Annotated in this window: 23 protein-coding genes and 2 tRNA genes; 14 read left to right on the top strand and 11 right to left on the bottom strand. The window is 63.2% G+C overall.

Annotation, left to right across the window (positions count from 1 at the left end; translation table 11 throughout):
- Nucleotides 1-392: 392 nt before the first annotated feature.
- On the bottom strand, nucleotides 393-1,910 hold the full coding sequence (locus tag C8267_RS10205; RefSeq protein ID WP_106634534.1) for a glutamate decarboxylase: 1,518 nt from the start codon (nucleotides 1,908-1,910) through the stop codon (nucleotides 393-395).
- 163 nt (nucleotides 1,911-2,073) lie between these two features.
- Here C8267_RS10205 and C8267_RS10210 point away from each other — a divergent pair, with 163 nt between their 5' ends.
- From C8267_RS10210 to C8267_RS10235, 5 genes are all read left to right on the top strand, one after another.
- Nucleotides 2,074-2,835, top strand: a complete 762-nt coding sequence (locus C8267_RS10210) for a DUF1295 domain-containing protein (RefSeq protein WP_106634535.1) — start codon at nucleotides 2,074-2,076, stop codon at nucleotides 2,833-2,835.
- A 24-nt stretch (nucleotides 2,836-2,859) separates the two neighbouring features.
- Nucleotides 2,860-4,074 carry an NADH:flavin oxidoreductase gene (locus C8267_RS10215; protein WP_106634536.1) on the top strand — a complete coding sequence of 405 codons (1,215 nt, stop codon included), beginning with the start codon at nucleotides 2,860-2,862 and terminating at the stop codon, nucleotides 4,072-4,074.
- On the top strand, nucleotides 4,071-5,102 hold the full coding sequence (locus C8267_RS11090) for an SDR family NAD(P)-dependent oxidoreductase (RefSeq protein WP_234025753.1): 1,032 nt from the start codon (nucleotides 4,071-4,073) through the stop codon (nucleotides 5,100-5,102). The genes C8267_RS10215 and C8267_RS11090 overlap by 4 nt, the downstream gene beginning before the upstream one ends.
- Before the next feature lie 46 nt (nucleotides 5,103-5,148).
- Entirely contained in the window at nucleotides 5,149-5,775 is a 627-nt protein-coding gene (locus C8267_RS10230) for an HAD family hydrolase (RefSeq protein WP_106634537.1), read from the top strand.
- Between the two features lie 531 nt (nucleotides 5,776-6,306).
- A tRNA-Pro gene (locus C8267_RS10235) sits at nucleotides 6,307-6,381 on the top strand.
- A 700-nt stretch (nucleotides 6,382-7,081) separates the two neighbouring features.
- On the opposite strand, the gene C8267_RS10240 is transcribed toward C8267_RS10235, so the two are convergent.
- A complete protein-coding gene (locus C8267_RS10240; protein ID WP_158699773.1) occupies nucleotides 7,082-8,002 on the bottom strand; it encodes a hypothetical protein in 921 nt (306 codons plus the stop codon).
- A 325-nt stretch (nucleotides 8,003-8,327) separates the two neighbouring features.
- On the opposite strand from C8267_RS10240, the gene C8267_RS10245 reads away from it, so the two are divergent.
- The 3 genes from C8267_RS10245 to C8267_RS10255 all read left to right on the top strand — a co-directional run bounded on the left by C8267_RS10245 (nucleotide 8,328) and on the right by C8267_RS10255 (nucleotide 9,955).
- Nucleotides 8,328-8,930, top strand: coding sequence for an HIRAN domain-containing protein (locus tag C8267_RS10245; RefSeq protein WP_106634539.1), 603 nt, complete (start codon nucleotides 8,328-8,330; stop codon nucleotides 8,928-8,930).
- 201 nt (nucleotides 8,931-9,131) lie between these two features.
- Nucleotides 9,132-9,812, top strand: a complete 681-nt coding sequence (locus C8267_RS10250) for a hypothetical protein (RefSeq protein ID WP_106634540.1) — start codon at nucleotides 9,132-9,134, stop codon at nucleotides 9,810-9,812.
- Nucleotides 9,813-9,880: 68 nt separating this feature from the next.
- Nucleotides 9,881-9,955 (top strand) — tRNA-Pro (locus tag C8267_RS10255).
- A gap of 621 nt (nucleotides 9,956-10,576) precedes the next feature.
- Here C8267_RS10255 and C8267_RS10260 read toward each other — a convergent pair.
- Complete coding sequence (locus tag C8267_RS10260) at nucleotides 10,577-11,668, bottom strand: TIGR04133 family radical SAM/SPASM protein (protein WP_087362459.1); 1,092 nt, start codon at nucleotides 11,666-11,668, stop codon at nucleotides 10,577-10,579.
- Between the two features lie 8 nt (nucleotides 11,669-11,676).
- The gene (locus tag C8267_RS10265) at nucleotides 11,677-11,976 is read right to left on the bottom strand and encodes a hypothetical protein (RefSeq protein ID WP_106634541.1); all 300 of its coding nucleotides are present in this window, start codon (nucleotides 11,974-11,976) and stop codon (nucleotides 11,677-11,679) included.
- A 138-nt stretch (nucleotides 11,977-12,114) separates the two neighbouring features.
- On the opposite strand from C8267_RS10265, the gene C8267_RS10270 reads away from it, so the two are divergent.
- Together C8267_RS10270 and C8267_RS10275 are read left to right on the top strand one after the other, a co-directional pair.
- Nucleotides 12,115-12,315 carry a cold-shock protein gene (locus C8267_RS10270; RefSeq protein ID WP_087362457.1) on the top strand — a complete coding sequence of 67 codons (201 nt, stop codon included), beginning with the start codon at nucleotides 12,115-12,117 and terminating at the stop codon, nucleotides 12,313-12,315.
- Between the two features lie 520 nt (nucleotides 12,316-12,835).
- On the top strand, nucleotides 12,836-14,071 hold the full coding sequence (locus tag C8267_RS10275; RefSeq protein WP_087362456.1) for a 6-phosphofructokinase: 1,236 nt from the start codon (nucleotides 12,836-12,838) through the stop codon (nucleotides 14,069-14,071).
- Between the two features lie 77 nt (nucleotides 14,072-14,148).
- Here the strand turns inward: C8267_RS10275 and C8267_RS10280 are convergent, their stop codons facing one another.
- Nucleotides 14,149-14,625: a hypothetical protein gene (locus C8267_RS10280; protein ID WP_143256145.1), complete on the bottom strand. Its 477-nt coding sequence runs from the start codon at nucleotides 14,623-14,625 to the stop codon at nucleotides 14,149-14,151.
- Between the two features lie 934 nt (nucleotides 14,626-15,559).
- Nucleotides 15,560-16,072: an SLOG family protein gene (locus tag C8267_RS10290; RefSeq protein WP_106634542.1), complete on the bottom strand. Its 513-nt coding sequence runs from the start codon at nucleotides 16,070-16,072 to the stop codon at nucleotides 15,560-15,562.
- A gap of 75 nt (nucleotides 16,073-16,147) precedes the next feature.
- Between C8267_RS10290 and C8267_RS10295 the strand changes: the two genes are divergently transcribed.
- Both C8267_RS10295 and C8267_RS10300 read left to right on the top strand, forming a co-directional pair.
- Complete coding sequence (locus tag C8267_RS10295) at nucleotides 16,148-16,354, top strand: YtxH domain-containing protein (protein WP_087362453.1); 207 nt, start codon at nucleotides 16,148-16,150, stop codon at nucleotides 16,352-16,354.
- Between the two features lie 17 nt (nucleotides 16,355-16,371).
- Nucleotides 16,372-16,746 (top strand): hypothetical protein, encoded by a 375-nt coding sequence (locus tag C8267_RS10300; RefSeq protein WP_106634543.1) that lies wholly within the window; start codon nucleotides 16,372-16,374, stop codon nucleotides 16,744-16,746.
- A 202-nt stretch (nucleotides 16,747-16,948) separates the two neighbouring features.
- Here C8267_RS10300 and C8267_RS10305 read toward each other — a convergent pair whose 3' ends face one another.
- Nucleotides 16,949-17,503: an NADH peroxidase gene (locus C8267_RS10305; RefSeq protein WP_087362451.1), complete on the bottom strand. Its 555-nt coding sequence runs from the start codon at nucleotides 17,501-17,503 to the stop codon at nucleotides 16,949-16,951.
- A gap of 514 nt (nucleotides 17,504-18,017) precedes the next feature.
- Nucleotides 18,018-18,968, bottom strand: a complete 951-nt coding sequence (locus C8267_RS10310) for a DUF5106 domain-containing protein (protein ID WP_234025754.1) — start codon at nucleotides 18,966-18,968, stop codon at nucleotides 18,018-18,020.
- Nucleotides 18,969-19,115: 147 nt separating this feature from the next.
- Here C8267_RS10310 and gadC point away from each other — a divergent pair, with 147 nt between their 5' ends.
- Together gadC and glsA are read left to right on the top strand one after the other, a co-directional pair.
- A complete protein-coding gene (gene gadC / locus C8267_RS10315) occupies nucleotides 19,116-20,789 on the top strand; it encodes a putative glutamine/gamma-aminobutyrate antiporter GadC (RefSeq protein WP_106634544.1) in 1,674 nt (557 codons plus the stop codon).
- 20 nt (nucleotides 20,790-20,809) lie between these two features.
- The gene (glsA, locus tag C8267_RS10320; protein WP_106634545.1) at nucleotides 20,810-21,790 is read left to right on the top strand and encodes a glutaminase A; all 981 of its coding nucleotides are present in this window, start codon (nucleotides 20,810-20,812) and stop codon (nucleotides 21,788-21,790) included.
- Nucleotides 21,791-22,034: 244 nt separating this feature from the next.
- Here the strand turns inward: glsA and C8267_RS10325 are convergent, their stop codons facing one another.
- The 3 genes from C8267_RS10325 to C8267_RS10335 are packed head-to-tail and all read right to left on the bottom strand — an operon-like array spanning nucleotide 22,035 to nucleotide 25,672.
- Complete coding sequence (locus tag C8267_RS10325) at nucleotides 22,035-23,759, bottom strand: acyl-CoA dehydrogenase family protein (RefSeq protein ID WP_106634546.1); 1,725 nt, start codon at nucleotides 23,757-23,759, stop codon at nucleotides 22,035-22,037.
- Entirely contained in the window at nucleotides 23,759-24,778 is a 1,020-nt protein-coding gene (locus tag C8267_RS10330) for an electron transfer flavoprotein subunit alpha/FixB family protein (protein WP_087362447.1), read from the bottom strand. The genes C8267_RS10325 and C8267_RS10330 overlap by 1 nt, the downstream gene beginning before the upstream one ends.
- Nucleotides 24,779-24,793: 15 nt before the next feature.
- The gene (locus tag C8267_RS10335; RefSeq protein ID WP_106634547.1) at nucleotides 24,794-25,672 is read right to left on the bottom strand and encodes an electron transfer flavoprotein subunit beta/FixA family protein; all 879 of its coding nucleotides are present in this window, start codon (nucleotides 25,670-25,672) and stop codon (nucleotides 24,794-24,796) included.
- Between the last annotated feature and the right edge of the window lie 55 nt (nucleotides 25,673-25,727).

Consider the following 25,727-nt stretch of genomic DNA (forward strand, 5'->3'; position numbering starts at 1 on the left):
GTCGGGCACAAAAAAAAGCGGCGCCGCCCCGAAGGGACGGGCCGCCGAAAAAAGAACGTCGGCAAAAAGGTGTCGGCAAACCGTGGCGCCGGGACGGGCCGCCGAAAAAGGCCTTCGGCAAAAGGCCGCCGATAAAAGGACGCCGATAAAAGGACGTCGGCGAAAAGGTGTCGGCAAACCGTGGCGCCGGAACGGGCTGCGAAACGCCCGCCGCAGGGCGCCGAACGGGCAGCCATACCCCACCCCGGCAAGTCCTGCCGTCCGGCGAGAAGGGGCCGGAGCCGAACAACCCCGGGCGGCCCCGGCCTCACCGCCGCTCCGTCCTCCCGGCCGCGGTTCGGGGAAAAAGGTTCATTCGGGGAACCGGCGGCCGGAGGCGGAATGCGGCGGCGCTACGCCTTCTCGTGAACGGCTTCGCGCTGCGCCGACCCCTTGCCGGCATGCGCGCCTTCGGCCGCAGGTGCATCCTGCGCGTGGCACTGCGCCGAACGGCAGTGGCCCGTGTGGGTGAAGATGCGGCTCGCCTGGTGCTCGTTGCGCTCGAACTTCAGGCGCGACTGGGTCGGGTACTCCAGCTTCTCGAACTCCGCCACCGCATTGCGGATGTCGGCCAGCAGCATGTCGGCCATGTCGCGCGACATGCCCTGACGCACGACGATGCGCATGACAATCATCTGCTCGATGTCGCGCGGCATCGTGTAGGCGGGCACCATCCAGCCGCTCTGCTGCAGCGCCGCCTGCAGGTCGAAGAGCGTCCAGCGCGCCCTCTTCTCATAGTCGGGGTCGAGGTGCCAGATGAAAATCGGGTTGGTCACCTCGTCCGAATAGTTGGCGAAGCACTTCATGCGGCCGATGGCCTGATGGCAGTAGCGCGCCACGTCGAGCGAGTTCTGCTGCACCTCGCGGTAGCCCTCGAAGCCCAGACGGATGAAGTTGTAGTACTGGCCAAGCACCTGCGCCGCGGGACGCGAGAAGTTGAGCCCCACCTGCGTGATTTCGGCGCCGAGGTAGTTGACCGAGAAGGCCATCTCGTCGGGCAGGTAGCTGCGGTCGCGCCAGACGGTCCACCCCAGACCCGGATAGACCAGGCCGAACTTGTGGCCCGAGGTCGAGATGGAGCAAACCCACTTGAGGCGGAAGTCCCACCGCTTGTGCGGATTGAGGAACGGGAGCAGAAAACCGCCCGAGGCGGCGTCGACGTGAATCGGAATCTCGTAGCCCGTGCGGCGGTTGAAGGCGTCGAGCGCCTTGTCGAGCGCCTCGACGTCGTCGTCCAGCCCCGACCACGTAACGCCCATGATGGGCACCACGCAAATCGTGTTCTCGTCGCAGAGCTCCAGCGCGCGGTCGACGTCGAGCGTCGGCGACTGGGGCGTCAGAGGCACCGTGCGCAGCTCAATCTGCCACAGCTGGCAGAACTTCTCCCACACCACCTGATAGGCGGCGCTCATCACCAGATTGGGCCGGTCGCAGGGCTTGTGGGCCTGCTGGCGGCGCTTGCGCCACCGCAGCCACGCCGCCACGCCGCCCAGCATGCAGGCCTCCGACGAGCCGATGCCCAGCGCTCCGGTCTTCCACGGACCCTTCTCGGGCGTGTTCCACAGGTTGGCGATGATGTTGATGCAGCGGCCGCTCATCACGGCGATGCGCGGATACTCCGTCTCGTCGATGTAGTTGACGTTGATGGCCTCGTTCATCAGCCGCGTGGCGTAGTCGTCCATGTAGGTGGTGACGAAGGTGGCCAGATTCAGGCGCGGCTGCGTCTGCGAGAAGGTCTCGTCCTTGACCAGCTGGTAGGCCACTTCGGGGGCCGTGCGCTCCTTGGGGATGAACTCCGTGGGCGCCGGCGAGCGCATCTCCTTCGTGCCGAAGATTTCGACCGGGGATTCGTCGTGTCTGTTTCCTTTCATAAACATGTTCTTCGAGTTTTGTTGGTTGACGCCCGTTCCGGTGCACGAATTATGCCACATCGGGCGACGAGCGGCTCCCTTTCGATGAACAAAAGCGACGGAGCGGGTTGTCCCGATGCGAATTGTTTCGTAACTTTACGGCTCCGAAAATACCCTTTTGCGCATGACCGCAGCCTTCAACATCTTCCTGCTCGTCATGGCCTTCCTGGCCCTGATTGTCTTCATCGCCCTGCACTTCTTCGAGGCGGGGTACGGCTATCTGTTCAACCCCCGCTACGGACCTCCCGTTCCGAACAAGGTCGGATGGGTGCTCATGGAGTCGCCCGTCTTCATCGCCATGGCCGTCCTGTGGGCCCTCTCGCCGAGGATGTGGGAGGCCGCGCCGCTCGTCCTCTTCCTGCTCTTCGAGGCGCACTACTTCCAGCGCTCGTTCATCTTCCCGCTGCTCATGCGCGGCAAGTCGAAGATGCCGCTGGGCATCGTCCTCATGGGGATGCTCTTCAACACGCTCAACGCCCTGATGCAGGGCGGATGGATTTTCTACGTCTCGCCCGAGGGCTACTACGACGGGTGGTTCTCGCGCCCCTTCATCTACGTGGGCGGAGCGCTCTTCGTGGCCGGCATGGCCATCAACCTCCACTCGGACTACATCATCCGCCACCTGCGCCGTCCGGGCGACACGCGCCACTACATCCCGCACGGCGGCATGTTCCGTTACGTCTCGTCGGCCAACTACTTCGGCGAGCTGCTCGAATGGACGGGCTTCGCCATCGCCTCGTGGTCATGGGCCGGCGCCGTCTTCGCCTGGTGGACCTTCGCCAACCTGGCCCCCCGCTCGGCGTCGCTCTACCGCCGCTACGAGCAGGAGTTCGGCGAGGAGTTCACCCGCCTGGGCCGCAAGCGCATCATCCCCTTCATCTACTGACACGAACCCAAAACAGCTTCCACGATGGAATCCAAACTCTTCACCCCCTATAAGCTGGGCCCCGTGACGCTCCGCAACCGGACCATCCGTTCGGCCGCCTTCGAGTCGATGGGCAAGGACTTCGGCCCCACCGAGCAGCTCAAGCAGTACCACGTGAGCGTGGCGCGCGGCGGCATCGGCATGACCACGCTGGCCTATGCGGCCGTCAGCCGCAGCGGCCTCTCGTTCAACAAGCAGCTGTGGCTGCGCCCGGCGATTGTCCCCGCGCTGCGCGACATCACCGACGCCATCCACGCCGAGGGTGCCGCCGCCGGCATCCAAATCGGCCACTGCGGCAACATGACCCACTACTCCACCGCCGGGCAGATACCCATCGGCGCCTCGACGGGCTTCAACCTCTACGCCTACACCCCCGTGCGGGGAATGCGCCGGAGCGAAATCGAGGAGGTGGCGCGCGACTTCGGCCGCGCCGTCCACACGGCGGCCGATGCCGGATTCGACTCGGTGGAGGTGCACGCCGGCCACGGATACCTCATTTCGCAGTTCCTCTCGCCCTATACGAACCACCGCCGCGACGAATACGGCGGCTCGCTCGAGAACCGCATGCGCTTCATGCGCATGTGCCTGACCGAGGTGATGGAGGCGGCCGCACGCCGCAACATGGCCGTGCTGGTCAAGCACAACATGTACGACGGCTTCAAGGGGGGCATCGAGATTCCCGAAAGCATCGAAATCGCCCGCGAAATCGAGCGCTTCGGCGTCAACGGCATCGTCCTCTCGGGGGGCTTCGTCTCGAAGGCGCCGATGGCCGTCATGCGCGGCCTCATCCCGCTCTATACGATGAGCTACTACTCCCCCTGGTGGCTCCGCTACTTCATCCGCTGGTGCGGCCCCTACATGATTCGGCAGTTCCCCTTCGAGGAGTGCTACTTCCTGGAGGATGCCGTGAAGTTCCGCGCCGCGCTGAAGTGCCCGCTCGTCTACGTGGGCGGACTGGTCAGCCGCGAGGGCATCGAGCGGGCGCTGGGGGCCGGCTTCGAGCTGGTGCAGATGGCCCGCGCACTGGTCAACGACCCGGCCTTCGTCAACAAACTGCGTGCGGGCGACGCCTCGACGCGCAGCGAGTGCGACCACCGCAACTACTGCATCGCGCGGATGTACTCCGTCGACATGAAGTGCTGCAAGCATTGCGACAACCTGCCGCGCAAAATCGTCGAAGAGCTCGCCAAACTGCCATGAAACGGGGAGAGGTAACCAAGGGCAGCGCCTGGGCGCTGGTCACCGGGGCCGGTTCGGGCATCGGGCGCTGCTTCGCGCTGCGGCTCGCCCGGCTGGGCTACCGGCTCGTGCTGGTGGGCAACGACCTGCGCAAGCTCGAGTGCGTGCGCGCCGAGCTCCGGGCGCTCGACGCCGCCGAGGTGCGCATCATCTCCTGCGACCTGGCCCGCGCCGAGGCGGCGCAGGAGCTCTACGACAGGCTGCGTGCGGCCGGCATCGCCGTCGACGTGCTCATCAACAATGCGGGCATCTTCTCGTTCCGCGACATCATCCGCACGCCGGCCGAGCGCATCGAGCGCGTCATCATGCTCCACTGCCTCACGGCCACGCAGCTCTGCCGCCTCGTCGCCCGCGAGATGGCCGCCCGCAACGGCTTTGCGGCGGAGCCCGGGCAGGAGGGAGACAACGCAATGGAGCCGACGCCGGAGGGCGATGCACCGGCGGCAACCGGCAACGAACCGGCAACCACCGGCGATGCACCGGAGACCTGCTCCGCGCCGGCGGCAAAAGGCTCGGCACCGGCGGCAAGTGCGGCGGCAGGTTCCGCGCCGACTACCACCGGCACCGCACCGGCAACTTCGCCGGCCCCGCGGCGCCGCTTCCACATCCTCAACATGGCCTCCTACTCGCTGTGGATGCCCTTCCCGGGGCTGACGCTCTACAGCGCCTCGAAGGCCTACCTGAAGTGCTTCTCGGTCGCCTTCGCCAAGGAGGTCCGCGAGGCGGGCATCCGCGTGACGGCCGTCTGCCCGGCCGGCGTGGCGACCGACCTCTACGGCCTCACGCCGCGCTGGCAGCGCATCGGGCTGCGCATGGGCGTGCTGATTTCGGCCGACTGCTGTGCCCGGCGCGGGCTGTGGGCCCTCTGGCACGGGCAGCGCTGCACGGTCCCCGACTGGTGGAACCGGCTCTGGATACCCCTCTGCAAGCTGCTGCCGATGTGCCTCATCCGCCCAATCCGGCGATTTACCATGAAATTCCAGAAATAACGACACCTTGAATACCCCAACGATACCCCAAACAGCGCCGCACCCCATGGAGGAGATTGACAGCGTGGTCTTCGACCTCGGCGGCGTGCTGGTCGACCTCGACGCCGAGCGCTGCATCGACGCCTTCCGACGCCTCGGCATGCCGCAGATTGCCGAACTCATCAACCCCTACCACCCGGCGGCGATGATTGGCGAGATGGAGCACGGCCTCATCACGTTCCACGAGGCGTGCGAGCGGATGCGCGCCGCCAGCGGCCGCCGCGAGGTGACCGACCGCCAGATTGGCGAGGCCTACGGCGAGTTTCTGGTCGGCGTGCCGGCCGCCAAGGTCCGCCTCATCGAGGCGCTGCGCCGCCGCGGCGTGAGGACCTACGTCCTCTCGAACAACAACCCCTCGTCGATGGAGCTGATTCGCCGCATGTTCGCCGAGGCGGGCTGCCCGATGGAGCGGCTCTTCGACCGGGTCTACCTCTCCTACGAGCTCCGCGAGCTGAAGCCCTCGGAGGCCATCTTCCGCAAGATGATTGCCGACAGCGGCATGGAGCCCGCCCGGACGCTCTTCATCGACGACTCGGAGCGCAACGTCACGGCGGCCCGCGCGCTGGGCTTCCAGGTCTACAAGCCGGCGCCGCACGAGGATTTCAGCCACCTGTTCGACGGTCTGCTGCGATAGCGGGCAGACGCGACGGGCCGCTGCGATAGCGTGCCGCCTCGACGGTCTGACGCGATAGCGGGCAACTTCGACGGGCTGGCAGTTTCGACGGTCTGCTGCAGAAGTGCGATGCTCCTCCGGACGCAATACCTGAGAGCGGGCGGTTCCTTCGGCGGTGATGCCCCTCCGGGCGTGATGCCTCCGCGGCAGCGGGAGTGCGGCGATTCTGCGGGCTTCCGGGCGGCAGTCCTCCGGGCGGCGGTTCCTTCGGCGGTGATGACCCTTCGGGCCGGAGAAAGATTTCGAAGCGAAAAGTTGGTGGGCACCGAAAAAGCCGTTATCTTTGCACCCCGGACTTCCGAAAGATGCCCGGCCCGCCAGGGCGGGCGGCAGCGAGGGGCCAGTGGCGACGGTCGACGGTCGGCAACGACGGGCCAGCAGTCGGCAGCGGTTGGCAGCGGCATAATGCAGCAGACGGTTTTGGCTGTTTTGGAACGCAAACGGCGCCGCCAACCTGCAGCGACGGCGGCAGTAACGGAAGGAGGGAACAGACGGGGTGTAGCGCAGTCCGGTTAGCGCACCTGCTTTGGGAGCAGGGGGTCGCTGGTTCGAATCCAGTCTCCCCGACTATTGACAATCAACCACTTGCGGCAACGCAGGTGGTTGTTTATTGGGGCCGGAGGCACACAATTTACACGCAAAATCGGAGATTTTCCGGCTGCATTAGGATTGGTCCCCGCAAAAGCCGGATTTTCCGGCTGCATTAGGATTGGCCCCCGCAAAAGCCGGATTTTCCGGCTGCATTAGGATTGGCCCCCGCAAAAGCCGGATTTCCCGGCTGCATTAGGATTGGCCCCCGCAAAAGCCGGATTTCCCGGCTGCATCAAGGCAGGCTCCCCGCAAAAGCCGATTTCCGCCCGCTTGCGTATAGCTCGCCTGCGCGGCCTCAATCACGTCAAAGAACCTCCTCCACACGCCTCCGGGAAACAGACGCCCCGAAGCACCATCGACCCGGGAGCCCCCACCGCCGCAGAGCCCTCGCGACCCGAGCCACCACCAATCCGTGTCACCACCAATCCGTGTCACCACCAACCCGGGGGACCCGCCGCGCGCCCTCCGCTCTCCGGAACCCCGCCGCCGCTGAAGCCTTAGTTGCCCCGAAACCACCGCCGCCCCGCCGCTCTTCCTCCAACGTCCCGAAAACCTCGCCACCCCGGAACCTCGCCGCCGCAGAAGCCTTAGCCGACCCGAGGCCCGGCAGACCCGCCGCGCTCCCTCTGCCGCCGCAGAACCTCCGCCACCCGGAAGCCCCGCATCCCCCGGGCGGTCAGTCTCGCCGCGTGCGGATGCGCCACCGAACCCCCTGCGGCGTCTGCACCGTCTCGAAATCCTCCGCACGGTAGTTGCCCCCGTTCGTCGGGAGTAGCTGCACCATCTGCTGGTAGGTGTACAAACGTCCGCATGCGGCCTCCGCCTGCCGCCGCGTCAGCAGCTCATGGTCCCGGGCGGCGTAGGAGGTGAAGGTGCAGAAGGCGCTCCGGTTCTTCCACGCCCCCTTGTTGTCCATCGCAGCCACCAGGCGCCGGATGTCCTCGACGTCGTACTTGCGGAGCATCCACACCAGCTGCTGCCGCGTGAAGGGCTCCTCCATCGCGGCTACCTGCGGGAAGCGCTCCCCTATCCATGACAGCAGCACATCGGCCGCCCCGGTCAACTCCCCCGACGGCCCGGTCAGCTCCGCCGACGGCCCGGCCGGTTTTCCCCCTGCAACCCCCTTTTCTTCTGAACTTACCGTGTGTGTGCTCTTCCTTCTTTCCTTCTTATTACTTCTTTCCTTCTTACTTTCTTCCGTTGTGGTCGCTCGCTGGTCGGGAGTTGGTCGGCAGCTGGTCTTCGCCCGGTCATCAGCCGGTCCGACGGCTGGTCGCTCCGTGCTGTCCGTAGACTGATATCGTTCGTAATTGCAAATCGTTACGACCGTGTAGGAGCTGGTCGCCCGGCAGGTCAGAAAATCCGACCGCTCGAGTTTCGAAACAGCCGTCCGCACCTCACGCTCCGAGAGTCCCGTTTCGCGGGCCAGCGCAGCGCGGCTCGTGACGAGCTGCCCCCGCTCGACGGTGATTCCCCGCCAGCGACGGGTCTGAAAATTCGCCTTCAGGAGCAGGTGCAGCGCCAGCCGCACACAGTTCGTGTCGGAATACCACTCCCAGTCGAGCAGCCCGCGGTGTATCTTAATCCATCCCTCCATAGTCATCGTACTTCAAAACAGGTGAAACCCCGCATGCGCCATCCGAAGGCGTTTTCGGGCTTCCGTCGCTTAAAATTCATCCGTCGTTTGTTTTTGTCCGATTTTTGTAAATCTTTGACCCGTTCGAAATCTCCGCTACCCCGTATTTTGTATGCGACGGGTCGGGCGATGCGCATACGAAACGAGACCTGCCCAAGCCAGGAATGCATGGATGAGCACCAGCCGAAGATACGCAGACCGCCCCTTCCGAACGAGCGGGCCAGTCATCATCCGGACGCCCTCGCCGCTGCCGGGTCAAGGGCCGGAACTCAAAAAACAGACTATAATGATACCCATTTTACAAGCAACTCCTATTGCCCCGGAATCAAGCAGCGGGAACCTATTTTATCTCTTCCTCGTATTTTGCATTATTGTCGTTGCCATCAATGTCTCCAGGCTGATAAAACGTCACCAGAGAAGGGGCTACTATCAAGGAAATTCCGCCACAACAAGCAATGAATCGGACGTGAACCCCGAAGAATACGGATACACAACAGAACAGGGAGAGACCCTGTTCGATGATGTCAAGCCCGAAGACGACGAGGTCGAATACAAAATTATCGGGACCAACCACCGGGACCTTTCCAAAAAGGACATCGGATACTCCGAAAATTTCTACCTGAAAGCGACCAAAGAGGTCAAAGAGGACAAATACGCCGTTGAGATTTACAACGGACGCGGGAGACTCGCTGGCTACCTTGACCGAGACTTGAACAGGTTCTGGCACAAACTGCTGATGAAGGCCAATCCCGAAAATCCGGTTATGCAATGTCGTGGGTTCATCGGCCAATTCAGAAACGACAGAGATGAACTAAAATTCTACGGGAAAGTATATCTTCCAGAGGTTGACGAAACAGACCCGGACTACAAAAGAATAATGAACGGATAACTTCCCGGTTATGACAAAAGTACAAAAAACGGATGGAAGCGCTTCATGCCGGCTGCGGCAAGACCGCCGACAGCCATGACGGCGCATGCCGAAGGCCCTGCACGGGCAGGCGCAGCGGCCGTTTGATTCCGAAAGATACGAACGATTTGCGCCCGATGATTCCACATTTTACGAAAAAAAGCATAACAGACTGATACTCCAATGAAAAGACTTTCAGCAACACTCATCCTCGCGGCGGCGCTCTTCGCATCCGGAGGAGCCTTTGCCCAAGCGCACATCGAACCGCACAACTTCTACTGGCAGCGCGTGGTCGAATACCGGGGTACCCCCTCCGCAATGCGCGACCGCATCATCGCCTCGGGGATATTCAGCGACATCCAGCGGAACGACTCCACGATGATTGTCGGGCGGGTCGAAAATGTCCTGCTGAACTATGCGACGATGGAGCCGGAGCCGAGGCTTTTCTCCCTGCCGATTTTCTTCAGAAACGGCGAGAAGTTCTCCGGGACGCTCATCTATGAATTGAAGCCGGGGCGCCAGGGCCCGGCAGTTCGCCTGCGAGGTCTTCGACTACTCGTTCTCGAACTCGTTCATCCTCAAAAGCGACGACGAGCAGCAATCCGACGACTGGTGATTGAGATTGCCGGGGGCAAGGCATATCCGGAGCTGTCCGACAGGGCAGGTCTCTGGCTCGACGCGCCCGCATGCGCACGCGAGGTACGCCACTGGACGCACGCGCACGATGTGCGCGCACGAATCGCACTCCCACACGCCTTGCACCCGGCGGCGGAGCGACCCGGAACGGCTCGCACGTCCCTCCCTCCAACCGCAGAGCGGCCCGCACGGCGGGGGCAAGTTGACGGGCGGATGCATTTTTTTTGAAAATTATTTTGCCGATTCGGATTTTAGACGTATCTTTGTGCGCTCTTAAAGATAAAACGAGCTCTGTTCGGGGTGTAGCGCAGTCCGGTTAGCGCGCCAGCTTCGGGAGTTGGAGGTCGCTGGTTCGAATCCAGTCTCCCCGACACGGAAAGAGGTTATCGAACTTCGATAACCTCTTTTTCGTTATTGCAGCCAGCAGGGAACAGGCCGCCTCCAGACAGGGGAAAGGCCGCAAATCCGAGCCACGCCCCTATCACGTTTCGACTTGAGGCAACGCTGCAGGCCGCCGACATGCAACAAAAAAAGCTCCGGAGTCGAACTCCGGAGCTTTTTACTCTTTTTCAGCGGGACTTTCTCCCTGCTTGGCCTTTAATTCTTTTGCGCGCTTACCCTCGGGCCGGATGGTTTCGCCCACTGATGCGCCCCGGTCCAAAAAACAACCCGTTCGGCGCACATAGGCCGAAAAAAAATGCCCCGTCCGGTACGCTCCCCAAGCCGAAAAAACTGCCCCGGCCGGCATCCCCGAACCGAAAAATCGCTCCGTCCGGTGCGCCCCCGGGCCGGATGGTCTCGTCGTCCGGTGCACTCTCCGACCAAAAAAAACGTCCCCGCCAGCACACGCTTCCACAGGCAGGCCTCTCAACCGGCGCGCCCTCGGACCGGATGGTCACGCCTTCCGGTACGCTCCCCGGGCCGAAGAACCTCCCCGGGTCGGTGCGCCCCTTCCTCAGATGCTCCCCCGGCGGTCGGTCGGCCGCTGCCCGCTACCGCGTCGTTCCCGGAAGCCGGTGGTAGTGGCAATAGAGCAGGTCGCCGTTGTCGTCGTGCAGGTGCATGCCCCCGCCCAGGCAGTAGCGGAACATCGAACAGGAGGCGCACTCCCCGCGACGCGCCCACGCGCGGTCGCGGAAGGGCTCGAAGCGGTTCTGCCACACATCCCAGAAGCGGTCGCGGTAGATGTTGCCCTGGTGGAAGTTGGCGCGGATGCTCGTGCAGCCCGAAATGGAGCCGTCGACCCGTATCGAGGCCACCGAAACTCCGGCCGCACAGAGGTAGAAGTGGTCGCGCACCTCCATCTCGTAGTTGCCCAGAAATCCCTCGCAGGCGTAGCTCACCTCGATGCGCCCCTCGCGGCGCGTGCGGCGGATGAACTCCAGCACCTCGCGGAACTCCTCGTCGCTCACCCGCAGCGTGGGGTCCTCCTTGGCGCGCCCCATCGGGAAAATCGAGAAAATCCGCCAGTAGCGGATGCCCTCGGCGATGAGCATCTCCTTGAACTCCTCGAGGCGGGGTACCAGCGGCCCCGTGACGCAGGTGATGACGTCGTAGGCCAGCCCCGGCACGCGGGCGATGCGGCGCGCGGCGTCGAGCGCACGCGCATAGCTGAGCGGATTGCGGCGGATGTAGTTGTGCGTCTGCTCGAATCCGTCGAGGCTCACCGAGACGGAGCGCAGCCCCGCACGGAGCAGGCTGTCCAACCGCTCGGGGGTGAGCGCCATGCCGTTGGTGACCATGCCCCACGGATATCCGCGGCGCGTCACCTCGGCGCCGGCACGCTCCAAATCCTCGCGGACGAGCACCTCGCCGCCCGAGAATATCACGAGCACCTGCCGCGGGTCGACATGCGGCGTCACCTCCTCGTCGAGCACGCGCAGGAAGTCCTCGAGCGGCATGTCGCGCACCCCGGGGTCGACCCGGCAGTCGCTGCCGCAGTGCCGGCAGGCGAGGTTGCAGCGCAACGTGCACTCCCAGAAGAGCGTACGCAGCTTGTGCTCGGCCACCGAGCGGTCGTGCAGCGATGCGAAGAGGCGAAGCCCGAGGCGTTTGCGCAGGCTCGGTTTACAGTTTCCGCTCATGGATTGGATTACTTCTGCCCATCTGCGGCGGATTCGGCGGCAGGTTCGGCAGCGGATTCGGCCGGCTGACCGGCTGCGGGCTGTGCGGCGCTTCCGAGCGAATCGGTCTCCTCGAGGGGATAGGCCTTGTTCACGAATTCGGGGCCGACGGGCTGGCGTACGCCGTACATCACCTGGATGGCGGGCGTCTGCTCCTCGGTCACGGGCTCCTGCTCCGCCTTGCCCTCACGCGGGGTATTTTTCACCGACGAGCAGCCCGTCGAGAAGCCCAGCAGTGCCAGCAGCGTCAGATTGATTTTGCGATTCATATTCATTCTGTTGGTTCCAATGTCAGGAACAAATATACAAAATTGATTCCTGATACGAAAATATAGCGTAAAAAGTTTTGAAAACCACCGTTTTTTCCGTTTCTTTGCAAAACACATTAACACTTAATCCGCAATTTTATGACAGGAACAGTAAAATGGTTCGATAGCAAGAAAGGCTACGGATTCATTATCGCCGAGAACGGCAAGGAGGTTTTCGTTCACTTCTCGGGCATTTTGTCGGAGGGCTTCAAGTCGCTCAACGAAGGCCAGAAGGTGGAGTTCGAGCTCGGCAACGGCACCAAGGGCGAGCAGGCCGTCAACGTGAAGGTCATCGGCTAAGCCGCGCGTCCGATTCCACAACGACACAACACAAACCGACATATCGGAACACCCGGAGTCCATCCGGCACAGTATGGGAGAAGCGGAACGCCGCTTCTCTTTTTTTGCGCCTTTGCGTTTTGCGCCTGTTTTTTTTTGCGTTTTGCGCCTGTTTTTTTTGCGTTTTGCGCCCGTTTTTGTTTTTGCACCCGCCGCCCGGGCCCCGGGCATGTCGCCTTCACCCTCCCCCCCCGGGNAGGGACATGTAGAGACAAGGTGAAGAATGTATGGTCGGGGGCTCGGAAATGTGTAAAGGAGCCAGAGTCGGGTCTCGGGGGCGCGGAGATGTGAAAAAGAGACAAAGAGCCACCCCCCCCCCCGGGCACGCCCCGCCGCTCCTCTTCTCACGTACACGCGCGCTGCGCGCACGCACGCGAGTTTTCGCACACTCTTTTTGCCCGTTTGAAAAAATAATCGTAATTTTGGGCCGCCAATACAGAGCAGACCATAACGGTTAATTCACAATAAAAACCAAAAAACCATGAAAGAAGCAATCGCTATTCTGACCGGCGGCGGACCGGCTCCCGGCATGAACACCGTCGTAGGCAGCGTCGCCAAGACGTTCCTGCGCAAGGGTTATCGTGTAATCGGCCTCCACGAGGGTTATACGGGACTGTTCAACCCCTCGCCCCGCACGGTGGACATCGACTATCCCATGGCCGACGGTATCTTCAACCAGGGCGGTTCGTTCCTGCAGATGAGCCGTTTCAAGCCCACGGATGCCGATTTCGAGAATAACTTCAACCTCAAGTTCTTCACCGACAACAACGTGAAGCTGCTCGTAACGGTGGGCGGCGACGACACCGCATCGACGGCAAACCGCATCGCCAAGTTCCTCGAGGCCAAGAAGTACCCCATCGCCAACATCCACGTTCCGAAGACCATCGACAACGACCTGCCGCTGCCCAACGGCACGCCGACCTTCGGTTACGAGTCGGCCAAGGACAAGGGTGCCGTCATCGGCCGCGCCGTCTATGTCGACGCCCGCACGAGCGGCAACTGGTTCGTACTGGCTGCCATGGGTCGTTCGGCCGGCCACCTCGCATTCGGTATCGGCGAGGCCTGCCACTACCCGATGATTGTCATCCCCGAGATGTTCAACAAGACCGAAATCACGGTCGAGAAGATTGTCAACCTGGTCATCTCGTCGATTATCAAGCGCAAGATTATGGGCATGGACTACGGCGCCGCCATCATCTCGGAGGGCGTATTCCACGCACTGTCGAACGAGGAAATCCGCAAGAGCGGCGTTCACTTCACCTACGACGAGCACGGACACCCCGAGCTGGGCAAGGTTTCGAAGGCCCACATCTTCAACGAGATGATTGAGAACAAGCTCAAGGCCCTGGGCATCAAGGTGAAGAGCCGTCCCGTGGAGCTGGGTTACGAAATCCGCTGCCAGACCCCGATTGCCTACGACCTGACCTACTGCTCGGAGCTGGGTATCGGCGTACACAAGCTCTACTCGGAGGGCAAGACCGGCTGCATGGTCTATGTGGATTCGGAGGGCAACGTATCGCCGCTCTACCTGAAGGACCTTCAGGACCCGACGACGGGCAAGATTCCGCCCCGTCTGGTCGACATCACCTCGGACAAGTTCAAGTCGGTAGTGGACAACATCCTCAACGCCATCGAGCCGAAGGACTACGAGGCAGCGAAGAAGTATGTCGCCAACCCCGAGGAGTACGACTTCTACAAGATTCTCAACTGGAAGTAATCCATCCGGTTGCTTTGCACAAAAGCCCCGGCCGATGCATTCGGCCGGGGCTTTCTGCTTGATGCCGTGCGGAGGGGCTACTTCCCCGAGACGATTGCTCCGAGGAGCTTCGCCTGGTAGGGCAGCTCGGGCGTTGCATTCTCGAGCACGGTCTTCACATAGGAGACCGAGCGGGTCGCCGACTTCACCTTCATGGGGTTCTTGAGCGACTTGAGCGACGAGGTCGCCTTGCCCAACGCTTCAGTCAGCTGCTTCAGCTCACCCGAGGTCCCCTCGATGCGCTGCAGCAGCTCGGTTGCCCGCAGAATCTGCTCGGCGCTGGGGGTCGCACCGTCGAGCAGGGCCGTAAAGTCGGCCACCTCGACCGTGGCGGCAGCCACCGTCTCGGCCGTTTTGGCAGCGTCGTCGATTTCAGCCACGCCGCAGGCCTTGGGGGCCTCGCTCTTCAACTGCTCGACCCGCTTGGCCGAAGCCTCCTTCTCCTCGGGCGTCTGAGCCGAGACCGCCGTCACGGCCATCAGCAGTGCGGCCGCACACATCAAAAACTTTTTCATGTTGTTTGGGTTTGTTTTGAATTGCTCCTACTCTCTTGCAGATTTTCGGAATCCTCTGTTCCCGGGGCGACGGAGTGGATGCATCCGCAGGTTTCTTCGTCGTCGTGAAGAACGCGGATGATGCCCCCGGGAGGGAGGAACCGCCGTCCGTTCTCTACATACGGTTGAATGTACAGGTCGTTTTCAGTCAGGAGAAATCGGCAGAGCACGCCAGAAGAGGCCGCCTGGGCTTATCGCATGTCAATCAGCCACAAGATATCCGCGTATGCACAATAAAAAAGGTGCATCCCCGCTCCCGCTCCGACTAACTGAGGTACGACCAAGCACCCGTATGTATCGCAACAGAACATGGGAACACACCCCAAACGGAGTGTATCCGCAACATCCGTTCCCCGACATACATCTAATTGGTCGTTTTCAGTTACGGGCGAACAGCGGCAAATATCATTTCAAGACAAAGATAGCGAAAAGCGTACGATTTCCAAAAAAACGAGGGCATCAGCGACAGAAATCATGCAGTGGCAGGAGCCGGCGCGCCACGGGCAGCCTCCACAGAAACGCGGTGCGCGGGTACGGAGGTGCAGGGTGCGGGATGCGGGGCGAAGGAGCGAAGAGGAGCGAAGGAGCGAAGAGGAGCGAAGGAGCGAAGAGGAGCCGACGCGGGGGTATCGGCGGGCGCGAAGGTGCACGGGGTTAGAAGAGTGTCAGTGCAGGTGCGGGGGCGCAGAAGAGTGTCAGTGCAGGTGCAGGTGCAGGTGCAGGCGCGGGCGCGGGCGCGGGGCGTGGGGTCAGAAGAGTGCCGATGCGGGGCTCAGAAAAGTGTCGCTGCAGGGCTCAGAAGAGCGTCGGTGTAAGCCGGGTGCAGGCGCAGGTGCAGGCGCGGGGACAGAAGGACGTGAAGGGCGAGGGGGGGGGAAACAAATCGCCGTGGGGCTCAGAAGAGCGTCGGCACAGGCGCGGGCGCCGGCGCGGACAGGACGGGGCCCTCGGGGCAGAGGTTGCGGACCCGAAGGCCGAGGCGCAGGGCGCGGCCGACCGTATAGCGGGTGCCGCCCGTGCTGCCGTCGTACCAGGCCACCACCTCGTCGGCATGCTCCACCAGAAAGTCGTTGCGCACCCGGTAGCAGCCGGGGCCGTAGGCCGGACGGAGCACCACCCGCTCGTCGGCCCGGGCGACCGTCTCCGCATAGCGAGCCCGGTCGCGGGGCGCGGAGAAGCGCTCCTGCCCCGCAAAGGGGATAACGGCCACCAGACGCACGTCGGAACAGCGGCTCCGCAACGCGAGCACCGCCTCGGCCGCCGCCAGGTCGAAACCCACGGCCATGCCGCTCAGAAAGGTGCGGAATCCGCGGGCGTACATCGCGTCGAGCAGCGCCCGAAGCGCGGCGTCGCCCCGCCCGTCGTAGGTGCGATGGCCCGTAAAGGCCGCATGCAGGTTTGTCTCCATCGTAGACCAAAGATACGCCTTTGGCGCGGACTTTGCAAGAGTTCATGCCGAGTCAAACCAAAAAAACAAGCAACCATGAAAAACACCGGTATTGCCATCGTATCGCTGGTGGGCGGCCTGATTATCGGCTCGGCCCTCACGATGCTCTTCACGCCGCAGTCGGGTCCCGAACTGCGCCGCAAAATCAAGGAGTCGCTCGGCGACGAAATCGACCGCATGAAGGAGAAGCTCAACGAGGTCGAGGAGCAAATCGAGCAGGCGCGCTGCAAGTGCGACGACTAACCGACCCCTCGTTGCCGATGGAAGCGCAAGAAAGGCACCGCACGCCGGGCGGCGCGCCGGAGACGGGGAGAGGCAGCGGGCGCCTGCTGCTCGTCGTGCTGCTCTTCGTCACGACAGCCATCCTGGCGCTGCTGCTTCTGCTCACGGCCGCCGTGGTGGGGCTCTCGCTCCTCACGGGGTCGTTCATCGCCTCGACGCTGATTCTGGGAGGCTTCTTCGCCCTCATGGCGGCGGTAGTCTACCTGGCGGCGCTCCGCGAGGAGGTGGAGCGGCTGCGCGCCCGTGCCGAAACGGTCTACGAGGTGGCGCGAGCCGCCCGCAGCGGCTACGAGTGGCTCGCCTCTAAGGTCGCGCTTCTCAGCCGCCTCGGCGACGCACTGCGTCGGGAGTAGGAGTGCCGGGGGCCGGGAGCCGCCCGCGGTTGAAAGCACCCGCGCCGGGACCACGTCCCGTCCAGCCGCAGCCACGCCTCCCCGCCGCTGCCACCGTGAGCAGCCGCCGGAGCCCCTTCCTCGCCGCCGCGCACAAAAAAAACCGATACCGGATAACCGGTATCGGTTTTTTGTTCAACACCCCTGAGGGCGTCTCGGTCGACTATTTGCCGAAGTAGCGCTTGTAGAGACCCTCGAAGCCCTTGCCGTGACGAGCCTCGTCCTTGGCCATCTCGTGAACCGTGTCGTGTACGGCATCGAGGTTCTGCTCCTTGGCCAGACGGGCCAGACGCATCTTGTCCTCGCAGGCACCGCACTCGGCGTTCATGCGCTTGTAGAGGTTGGTCTTCGTATCCCATACCACCTCGCCAATCAGCTCGGCGAACTTCGAAGCGTGCTCGGCCTCCTCCCATGCGTAGCGCTTGTAGGCCTCGGCGATTTCGGGATAGCCCTCACGGTCGGCCTGACGGCTCATGGCCAGGTACATGCCCACCTCAGTGCACTCGCCCATGAAGTGGTTCTGGAGACCCTCCCAGAGCTCGGGGCTGGCACCCTTGCCGTCGCCCAGCTTGTGAACGGTCACGAAGTCGAGGTTGCCCTCCTCCTCTACGACCTCTACGAACTTATCCTTGCCTGCCTTGCAGAGCGGGCACTGCTCGGGTGCCTCGGGACCTTCGTGGATATATCCACATACGGTACAACGCCATTTCTTTGCCATAACTGTATCGATGTTAAGTTAGTGTGTTTGTAATTTTGGAACTGTTTGCATTGGTTTGCACGACAAAGGTAAGAATTCTTTGCGGAAATCCTATAAAAGACCTATTGTCTTTTTTTATGGAGCGATAAGCCGTGTCTATAGCCGAGCCCGGAGGGGTTGCCCGGGGGTGTTCGCAGCGGTCGGGAACGGGGGGCGCCGCGGCGGAGGGAGGTGTTCGTGCCGCCCGAGGGTCTGTGCGCGCCGCCCGGGGAGAGTGTCCGCGGCGACCGGGGAAGCCAGCCGCGGCGACCGGGGGCGGTCCAAGACGGGCCGGGGTGTTCGCGGAGGCCCGAGAGACCTATCCTCGCCGTCCGGGAACCTGTCCGCGCCGCCCGGCAGGGGTTCTGTCCGCGGCGACCGGCAGGGGTTCTGTCCGCGGCAACCGGAGAGGGTCTGCGGAGGCGGACCGATTCGCAGCGAGCCCCACCTATTCGTGCCGCCCGGGAGCCGTCCTCGCCGCCCGGGGAAGTCCCGCCTATTCGCGGCGGTCGATGACCTCCTCGATGTAGGGTACGTCGGTCGAATCCTTCACCAGCACGCGCTTGCGGCTGTCGAGCAGGTAGAGCGCCGGAATGGCCTCCAGGTCGTAGCTCCCCGTCTCGCGGATGACGCAGCCGTCGTCGTAGCCGTTAATCCACGCGGCGGGAATCTGGTCGCGGTAGGCGCGCCACTCGGCCAAATCCTCGTCGGGATAGAGCGCCAGCACCTTCAGCCGACCACGCTCCTGCATCTCGGAGAGCATCGGCGAGGAGACTATCGCCTCGCGAATCTGACGGCACATCGGACAGCCCGGATTGTTGATGAAGAGCAGCACATACTCCGCGCGGATGTCGTAGAGGCGCCCCGTGGCACCCGAGGCGAGCGTATAGCGGAAGTCGTTGGCCGGCTGCCCGAGGCGGTTCTGCAGCGCTATCTGCAGGTCGTACTCGGGCCCCAGCTTCTCGTACTGGTCCAGATAGGGGCTCGCAAGCTGCGCGCGGAGCACCGGGATGTAGAACTCGCCGTTGCGCAGCGGCGAGTTGGGGTCGCGCAGCACCCGCTCGGCCAGCATCGAGAAGTAGCGCAGCATGGGTGCCGAGGCCGAAGCGCGGCGCATGAGCGAATCCATCGGCGCACCGTCCGTCGGATGTTCCGAGAGCAGCGAGACGTAGGAGGCGAAGGCCTCAAGCATCGAGAGCGTGTCGGCCTTGTGGACGAAGAGCGTGTCCGAGAAGTCGAAGCGGTCCCAGTAGTGGCACCGCAGGTAGTCGCGCTGCTCGGCGGGGGCGAGGCCCGAGGGGGCGATGGGGGGAAGGAAGACCTTCATCCCGGCGGCGGCTTCGGCCACGGCCTGCTGCTGTTGCCGTGCGCGGCGGCCGCCGCACGAGAGGGCGAGGGCGGCCACGGCCGCAAGGAGGAGCATCTTCAGCGACGTCTTCATGTTCATGGCTGTGTAACGTTCTTGTGAGAAACAAATATAGGTCTTTTCCGGCAACTTTCCGCGCACGGAGGGGGCAAAAAGCGTGCGGCGACGTTTTTTGCACGGTAGTTGCACCTGGCGCAAGCGTCAAATTCACAAAAGAACCGAAATTCTATGGATGCAAAAAAAACATCGGGTACGGGGTTCAAGCTGAGTGTCATGACGCTGGCCATCATGAACGTGACGGCGGTCGTCAGCCTGCGCGGACTCCCTGCCGAGGCGGTCTACGGACCCTCTTCGGCCTTCTACTACCTCTTTGCCGCCATCGTCTTCCTCATCCCCACGGCGCTCGTGGCCGCCGAGCTGGCCGCCATGTTCGCCGACAAGCAGGGCGGCGTCTTCCGCTGGGTGGGCGAAGCCTACGGCGCACGGACGGGCTTTCTGGCCATCTGGCTGCAATGGATTGAATCGACCATCTGGTACCCCACGGTGCTCACCTTCGGGGCGGTCTCGATTGCCTTCATCGGGGTCAACGAGGCCCACGACATGACGCTCGCCTCGAACAAGCTCTTCACGCTGGTCATCGTGCTGGCCATCTACTGGCTGGCCACCTTCATCTCGCTCAAGGGGCTCGACTGGGTGGGCAAAATCAGCAAGTGGGGCGGCATGATAGGCACCATCATCCCCGCCGGACTGCTCATCGTGCTGGGCATCGTCTACATCGCCTCGGGCGGCCACAACAACATGGACATGTCGCAGGGCTTCTTCCCCGACCTGACGAAGCTCGACAACCTGGTGCTCGCCAGCGGCATCTTCCTCTTCTACGCCGGCATGGAGATGATGGGCATCCACGTGATGGAGGTGCGCAATCCGTCGCGCAACTACCCGCGCGCCATCATCATCGGCTCGCTCATCACGGTCTGCATCTTCGTGCTGGGCACCTTCTCGCTGGGCTTCATCATCCCGGCCAAGGACATCAGCCTGACGCAGTCGCTGCTCATCGGCTTCGACAACTACTTCCGCTACCTGCACATGTCGTGGGCCTCGCCCGTCATCGCCGTGGCGCTGATGTTCGGCGTGCTGGCCGGCGTGCTCACCTGGGTGGCCGGCCCCTCGAAGGGTATCTACGCCGTGGGCAAGGCGGGCTACCTGCCCCCCTTCTTCCAGAAGGCCAACCGCATCGGCGTGCAGCGCAACATCCTGCTCGTGCAGGGAGGCGTGGTCACGCTGCTGGCGCTGCTCTTCGTCGTCATGCCCTCGGTGCAGTCCTTCTACCAGATTCTCTCGCAGCTCACCGTGCTGCTCTACCTCATCATGTACATGCTGATGTTCTCGGCAGCCATCGTGCTGCGCTACAAGCTCCGCGACACGCCGCGCCCGTTCCGTCTGGGCCGGGGCAACGGCCTGATGTGGCTGCTCGGGGCACTCGGCTTCTGCGGTGCGCTGCTCGCCTTCGTGCTGAGCTTCATCCCGCCCGCCCAGATTCAGACGGGAAGCAGCGCCGTCTGGTACTCGGTGCTCATCGTCGGCTGCATCGTGGTGGTGGCGGCACCCTTCGTGATTTACGCCCTGCGCAAGCCCTCGTGGCGTGACCCGCAGGCCGCGGCCGACTTCGCGCCCTTCCACTGGGAGGCCGCCGCAACGACTTCGAAAGCCGCTCCGGCCGCAGCGACCGCCCCGAGGACCACTTCGACCGCAACCCCTGCCGCAGCCCCGGCCTCGAAAGCCGCTCCGGCTGCCGCACCAACGGCTCCGAAGGCCCCCTCCGCCGCTCCGAAGAGCACGCCGTCCGCCCCGACCGGCTCCTCCGCCGCGGGAAACAAGGGCGGCCACACCCCGAAACAATAACCAACACACACGTTACCACCATGTTACATCGAATCGACAAAACCACCGTCCGCAACGCGCTGCAGCAGGCCTACGAATGCACCCGCGAGACCAACTCGGGCAAGAATGCGGACTACATCCCCTACCTGGCGAAGGTTCCCTCGGAGCTCTTCGGCATCTCGGCCTGCCTGCCCGACGGCGAGGTCATCACCGTGGGCGACACCGACTGCGCCTTCGGCATCGAATCGGTCTCGAAGGTGCCCACGGCGCTGCTCGTCATGGAGCAGTACGGGCCCCAGAAGGTGATGAACCGCATCGGCGCCGACGCCACGGGCCTCCCCTTCAACTCCATCATCGCCATCCTGCTCGAGAAGGACCACCCCTCGACGCCGCTGGTCAACGCCGGCGCCATCAGCGCCTGCTCGATGGTCAAGCCCGTGGGCGATGCCGAGGGGAAGTGGAAGGCCATCGTCGACTTCATCGAGGGGCTTGCGGGCTCCGAGGTGACGCTCATCGACGAGCTCTACCGCTCGGAGTCGGCCACCAACTTCAACAACCGCTCCATCACCTGGCTGCTCAGGAACTACAACCGCATCTACGACGACCCCGAGATGTCGCTCGACCTCTACACGCGGCAGTGCTCGCTCGGCATCACGGCGCGTCAGCTCTCGATTCTGGGTGCGACGATAGCCTTCGGCGGCCGCAACCCGGTGACGCGCAAGCAAATCTTCCGCACGGAGCTCACCCCGAAAATCGTCTCGCTGATGGCCACCGTGGGCTTCTACGAGCATACGGGCGACTGGCTCTACACCACGGGGCTGCCCGCCAAGTCGGGAGTCGGCGGAGGCATCGTGGGGGTTATTCCGGGGGTCATGGGCATCGCCTCGTTTGCGCCGCCGCTCGACGCCTCGGGCAACTCGGTCAAGGCGCAGCTGGCGCTGAAGTTCGTCATGGACCGCCTCAACCTCAACATCTTCAACCCCGACCGCTGCATCACGGCCGTACCGGAATCGGTCGCCTGAACGGGGCCCGGGTGGAGAGGACGTCCCCCCGCCCCACCGGCGGGAAAACGACGGCCCGACCCGAAAACAAGGGCCCCGGCGCCCCGCTCCATCCGGGAAAGGGCCCCGGCGCTCCGCCCACCGGCGGACAAACAACGGTTCCGACCCGAGAACAAGGGCCCGGCCCCGCCCACCGGCGGGAAAAACGAAGCGGGCCGGCTGCACTGCGCAGCCGGCCCGCTCTCTTTTGCGGTCAACGACCCTATCAGCAATCCTGCTCGACGGCGTGGAAGAGCTCCACGTCGCTCACATCGGACTTCATCACGTAGTCATATGCCTCGGAAACCTTGCCGTCGGCCAGCTTCGCATAGATGCGGGCCGAGTTGACATACTCCTCCGACTCGCCGGCCTGACGGGCCAGCAGGTAGGTGATGATGATATGTCCGGCGGTCTCGACCAGACGGCGGGCATGGAAGTCCTTGAAGCCGGCAGCCTGCTTCTCACCCTCCTCGACGTGGGCAATCATCTCGGCCAGACGGCCCTTCAGCTCGGCCAGACGGGCCACAATCGGCTGCATCGCCTCCGAATACTCGGCGGCGGCATAGCGCTCAATCTGCTCCATGAAGGTGCCCTTCGTCACGGCGTTGATGGCCGCCACGACCTGCAGCTGCGAGGTGCCCTCGTAGATGTTCATGATGCGCGCATCGCGGTAGAGACGCTCGCAGGGATAATCCTTCATGAAGCCCGAACCGCCGTGAATCTGAATCGCGTCGTAGGCCAGCTGGTTGGCATACTCCGACGAGAAGAGCTTCACCAGCGGCGTGAAGCCGTCGGCCAGGCGGTTGTAGAACTTCATCTCCTGACGCTCCGCGCCCTCGAGCGGACGCTCGTGCGAGATGTGGGTGTACTGCTTGTAGATTTCGACGAAGCGCGTGGTCTCGTAGAGCAGCGCGCGGGCGCCCTGCAGCTTGGCCTTCATGTTGGAGAGCATCTCGGCCACGGCGGCGAACTTGACAATCGGCTTGCCGAACTGCTCACGCTCGTGGGCATACTTCAGCGCCTCGCGGTAGGCCGCCTCGCACGTGCCGACCGACTGCGCGCCGATACCCAGACGGGCGGCGTTCATCAGCGACATCACGTACTTGATAAGACCCATCTTGCGGTCGCCGACCAGCTGCGCCGGAGCGTTCGTGAAGACCAGCTCGCAGGTGGGCGAACCCTTGATACCCATCTTGTTCTCGATGCGGCGCACCTTCACGCCGCCGTCGCGCTTGTCGTAGACGAGCATCGACAGACCGCGTGCGTCGGTCGTACCCTCCTCGGTGCGGGCCAGCACGAGCGAGATGTCGCCGTCACCGTTGGTGATGAAGCGCTTCACGCCGTTGAGCAGCCACGTCTGGCGCTCCTCCGACCAGGTGGCCTTCAGCATGACGGCGCCCAGGTCCGAACCGGCATCGGGCTCCGTGAGGTCCATGGCGCAGGTGGCGCCGGCCGATACCCACGGCAGATACTTCTGCTTGAGCTCCTCCGAGGCGAACTCGTTGAGCGTCTCGGCGCAGTCCTGCAGACCCCAGATGTTCTCGAATCCGGCGTCGGCGCGCGCCACCATCTCGTTGGCCATCACGAAGCAGACCAGCGGGAAGTTCAGACCGTCGTACTTGCGCGGGAGCGTCAGGCCGCTCAGTCCGGCATCGACAATCGCCTTGAGGTTCTCGACCGTACCCGAGGCATACTCCACATGGTCGTTCACCACGCGGGGACCTTCGTGGTCGACGCCCTCGGCATTCGGAGCAATGACCTCGCCGCAGACCTCGCCGGCGATTTCGAGCACCCGGCGGTAGGAGTCCATCGCGTCGTCGAAATCCTGCGGCGCATAGTCGTAGAGGTCCTTCTCGGCAAATCCGCGCTCCTTGAGCTCCACAATCTTGCGCATCATCGGATGCTGGAGGTGGAACTGCAAATCCTTGTTATCTGAAAAGAAATTAGCCATTACTTCGAATTTTGTTTGTAGTACTTAATCATCTTGGGGATAATCTCGTTCACGTCGCCCACAATCGCATAGTCGGCAATCTTGTTGATGGGAGCCTCGGGGTCGGTGTTGATGGAGATGACCATCGACGACTGGTCCATGCCGGCCGTATGCTGAATCTGGCCCGAAATGCCGCAGGCGATGTAGAGCTTCGGACGCACCGTGACGCCGGTCTGGCCCACCTGCCGTTCGGGCTCCGTGAAGCCGGCATCGACGGCCGCACGGCTGGCGCCCACCTCGGCGCCCAGCACCTCGGCCAGCTCGTGCACCAGACGGAAGTTCTCCTTCGAGCCCATGCCGTAGCCGCCGGCCACGATGATGTTGGCACCCTTGATGTCAATCTTGCGCTCCTCAATCTGACGCTCGACAATCTTCACCGCCAGGTCGCTGTCCTTGACATAGCGCTTCCAGTCGATGAACTTCACCTCGCCGGCGGCGGGGTGTGCGGCGTACTCCTTGCGCATGACGCCCTCGCGCACGGTGGCCATCTGCGGACGGTGGTCCGGGTTGACAATCGTGGCGATGATGTTGCCGCCGAAGGCGGGACGAATCTGGTAGAGCAGGTTCTTGTACTCCTTGCCGCTCTTGGCGTCGCGGTGGTCGCCGATGACCAGCTGCGTGCAGTCGGCCGTCAGACCGCTGTGCAGCGCCGACGAGACGCGCGGAGCGAAGTCGCGGCCGATGCAGGTGGCGCCGAAGAGGACAATCTGGGGCTTCTCCTGTTCGATGAGGCCGCACATGACGGCCGTATGGGGCAGCGTGCGGAAGGGGGCCAGCTCCTTGTCGTCGGCCACCCATACGGTGTCGGCGCCGTAGCGTGCCAGCTCCTTCTCCATGCCGGCAAGATTTTCACCGATGACGACCGCCTCGAGCTTCACGCCGAGCGTCGCGGCCAGTTCACGGCCTTTGGTCAGCAGTTCGAGACTCACGTCGGCCACAACGCCTTTCTCGGTCTCGATGTATACGAATATGTTGTTCATCTCTTTCAATCCGGATTAACCGAGCGTGTGGCTCGCAATAAGTTCGACCATCAGGGAGTTAATGTCCTCGTCGGCGGCCGTCAGGCGCTTGGCCTCCTTGGCTGCGAAGACGACGTTCTCGATTTTCTTGACCTTCGTGGGCGAGCCCTGCAGACCGAGCTGCTGCATGTCGGGCTCGACGGCGGCGGCACCCCACTCCGTGATGCGGAGGTAGTCATGCTCCTGTGCGCGCCGTGCGGCGGCCGATTCGGGAGCGGCGGCAATCTCCGATGCGGCGAGCGCACCCTTGTACTTCATCACGCGCTTGGCATTGCGCGGACGGCACTCGGCGGCCGACTCGTTGACCGTGATGACGGCCGGAACGGGACACTCGACCACCTCGATGCCGCCCGTGATGCGGCGCTTGATAACCAGCGACTGCTCCTTGACCTCGACAATCTGCTCGGCATAGGTCACCTGCGGCAGGCCGAGCTTCTCGGCCACCTGGGGGCCTACCTGGGCCGTATCGCCGTCGATGGCCTGACGGCCGGCGAAGATGACGTCGGGACCAATCTTGCGCAGCGCGCACGAGAGGGCGTAGGAGGTGGCCAGCGTATCCGAGCCGGCGAACTCGCGGCCCGAGAGCAGGTATCCTCCGTCGGCACCGCGGAACATCGCGTCGCGGATGATGTCGGCGGCACGCTGCGGGCCCATCGTGAGGATGTGCACCGTAGCACCCGGCATGCGGTCCTTCAGATTGAGCGCCATTTCGAGTGCATTGAGGTCCTCCGGGTTGAAGATGGCCGGCAGCGCAGCGCGGTTGACCGTTCCTTCGGGGGTCATCGCATCCTTGCCCACATTGCGGGTATCGGGTACCTGCTTTGCCAGCACAACGATTTTAAGCGGTTGTTTCATAGGTTGTCTATCTGTTGTAAGATTTGTTTTCGGTTCTTTCATTGCGGTCGGTCAC

Source organism: Alistipes sp. Marseille-P5061, assembly GCF_900290115.1.
Taxonomy (GTDB): Bacteria; Bacteroidota; Bacteroidia; order Bacteroidales; family Rikenellaceae; genus Alistipes; species Alistipes excrementigallinarum.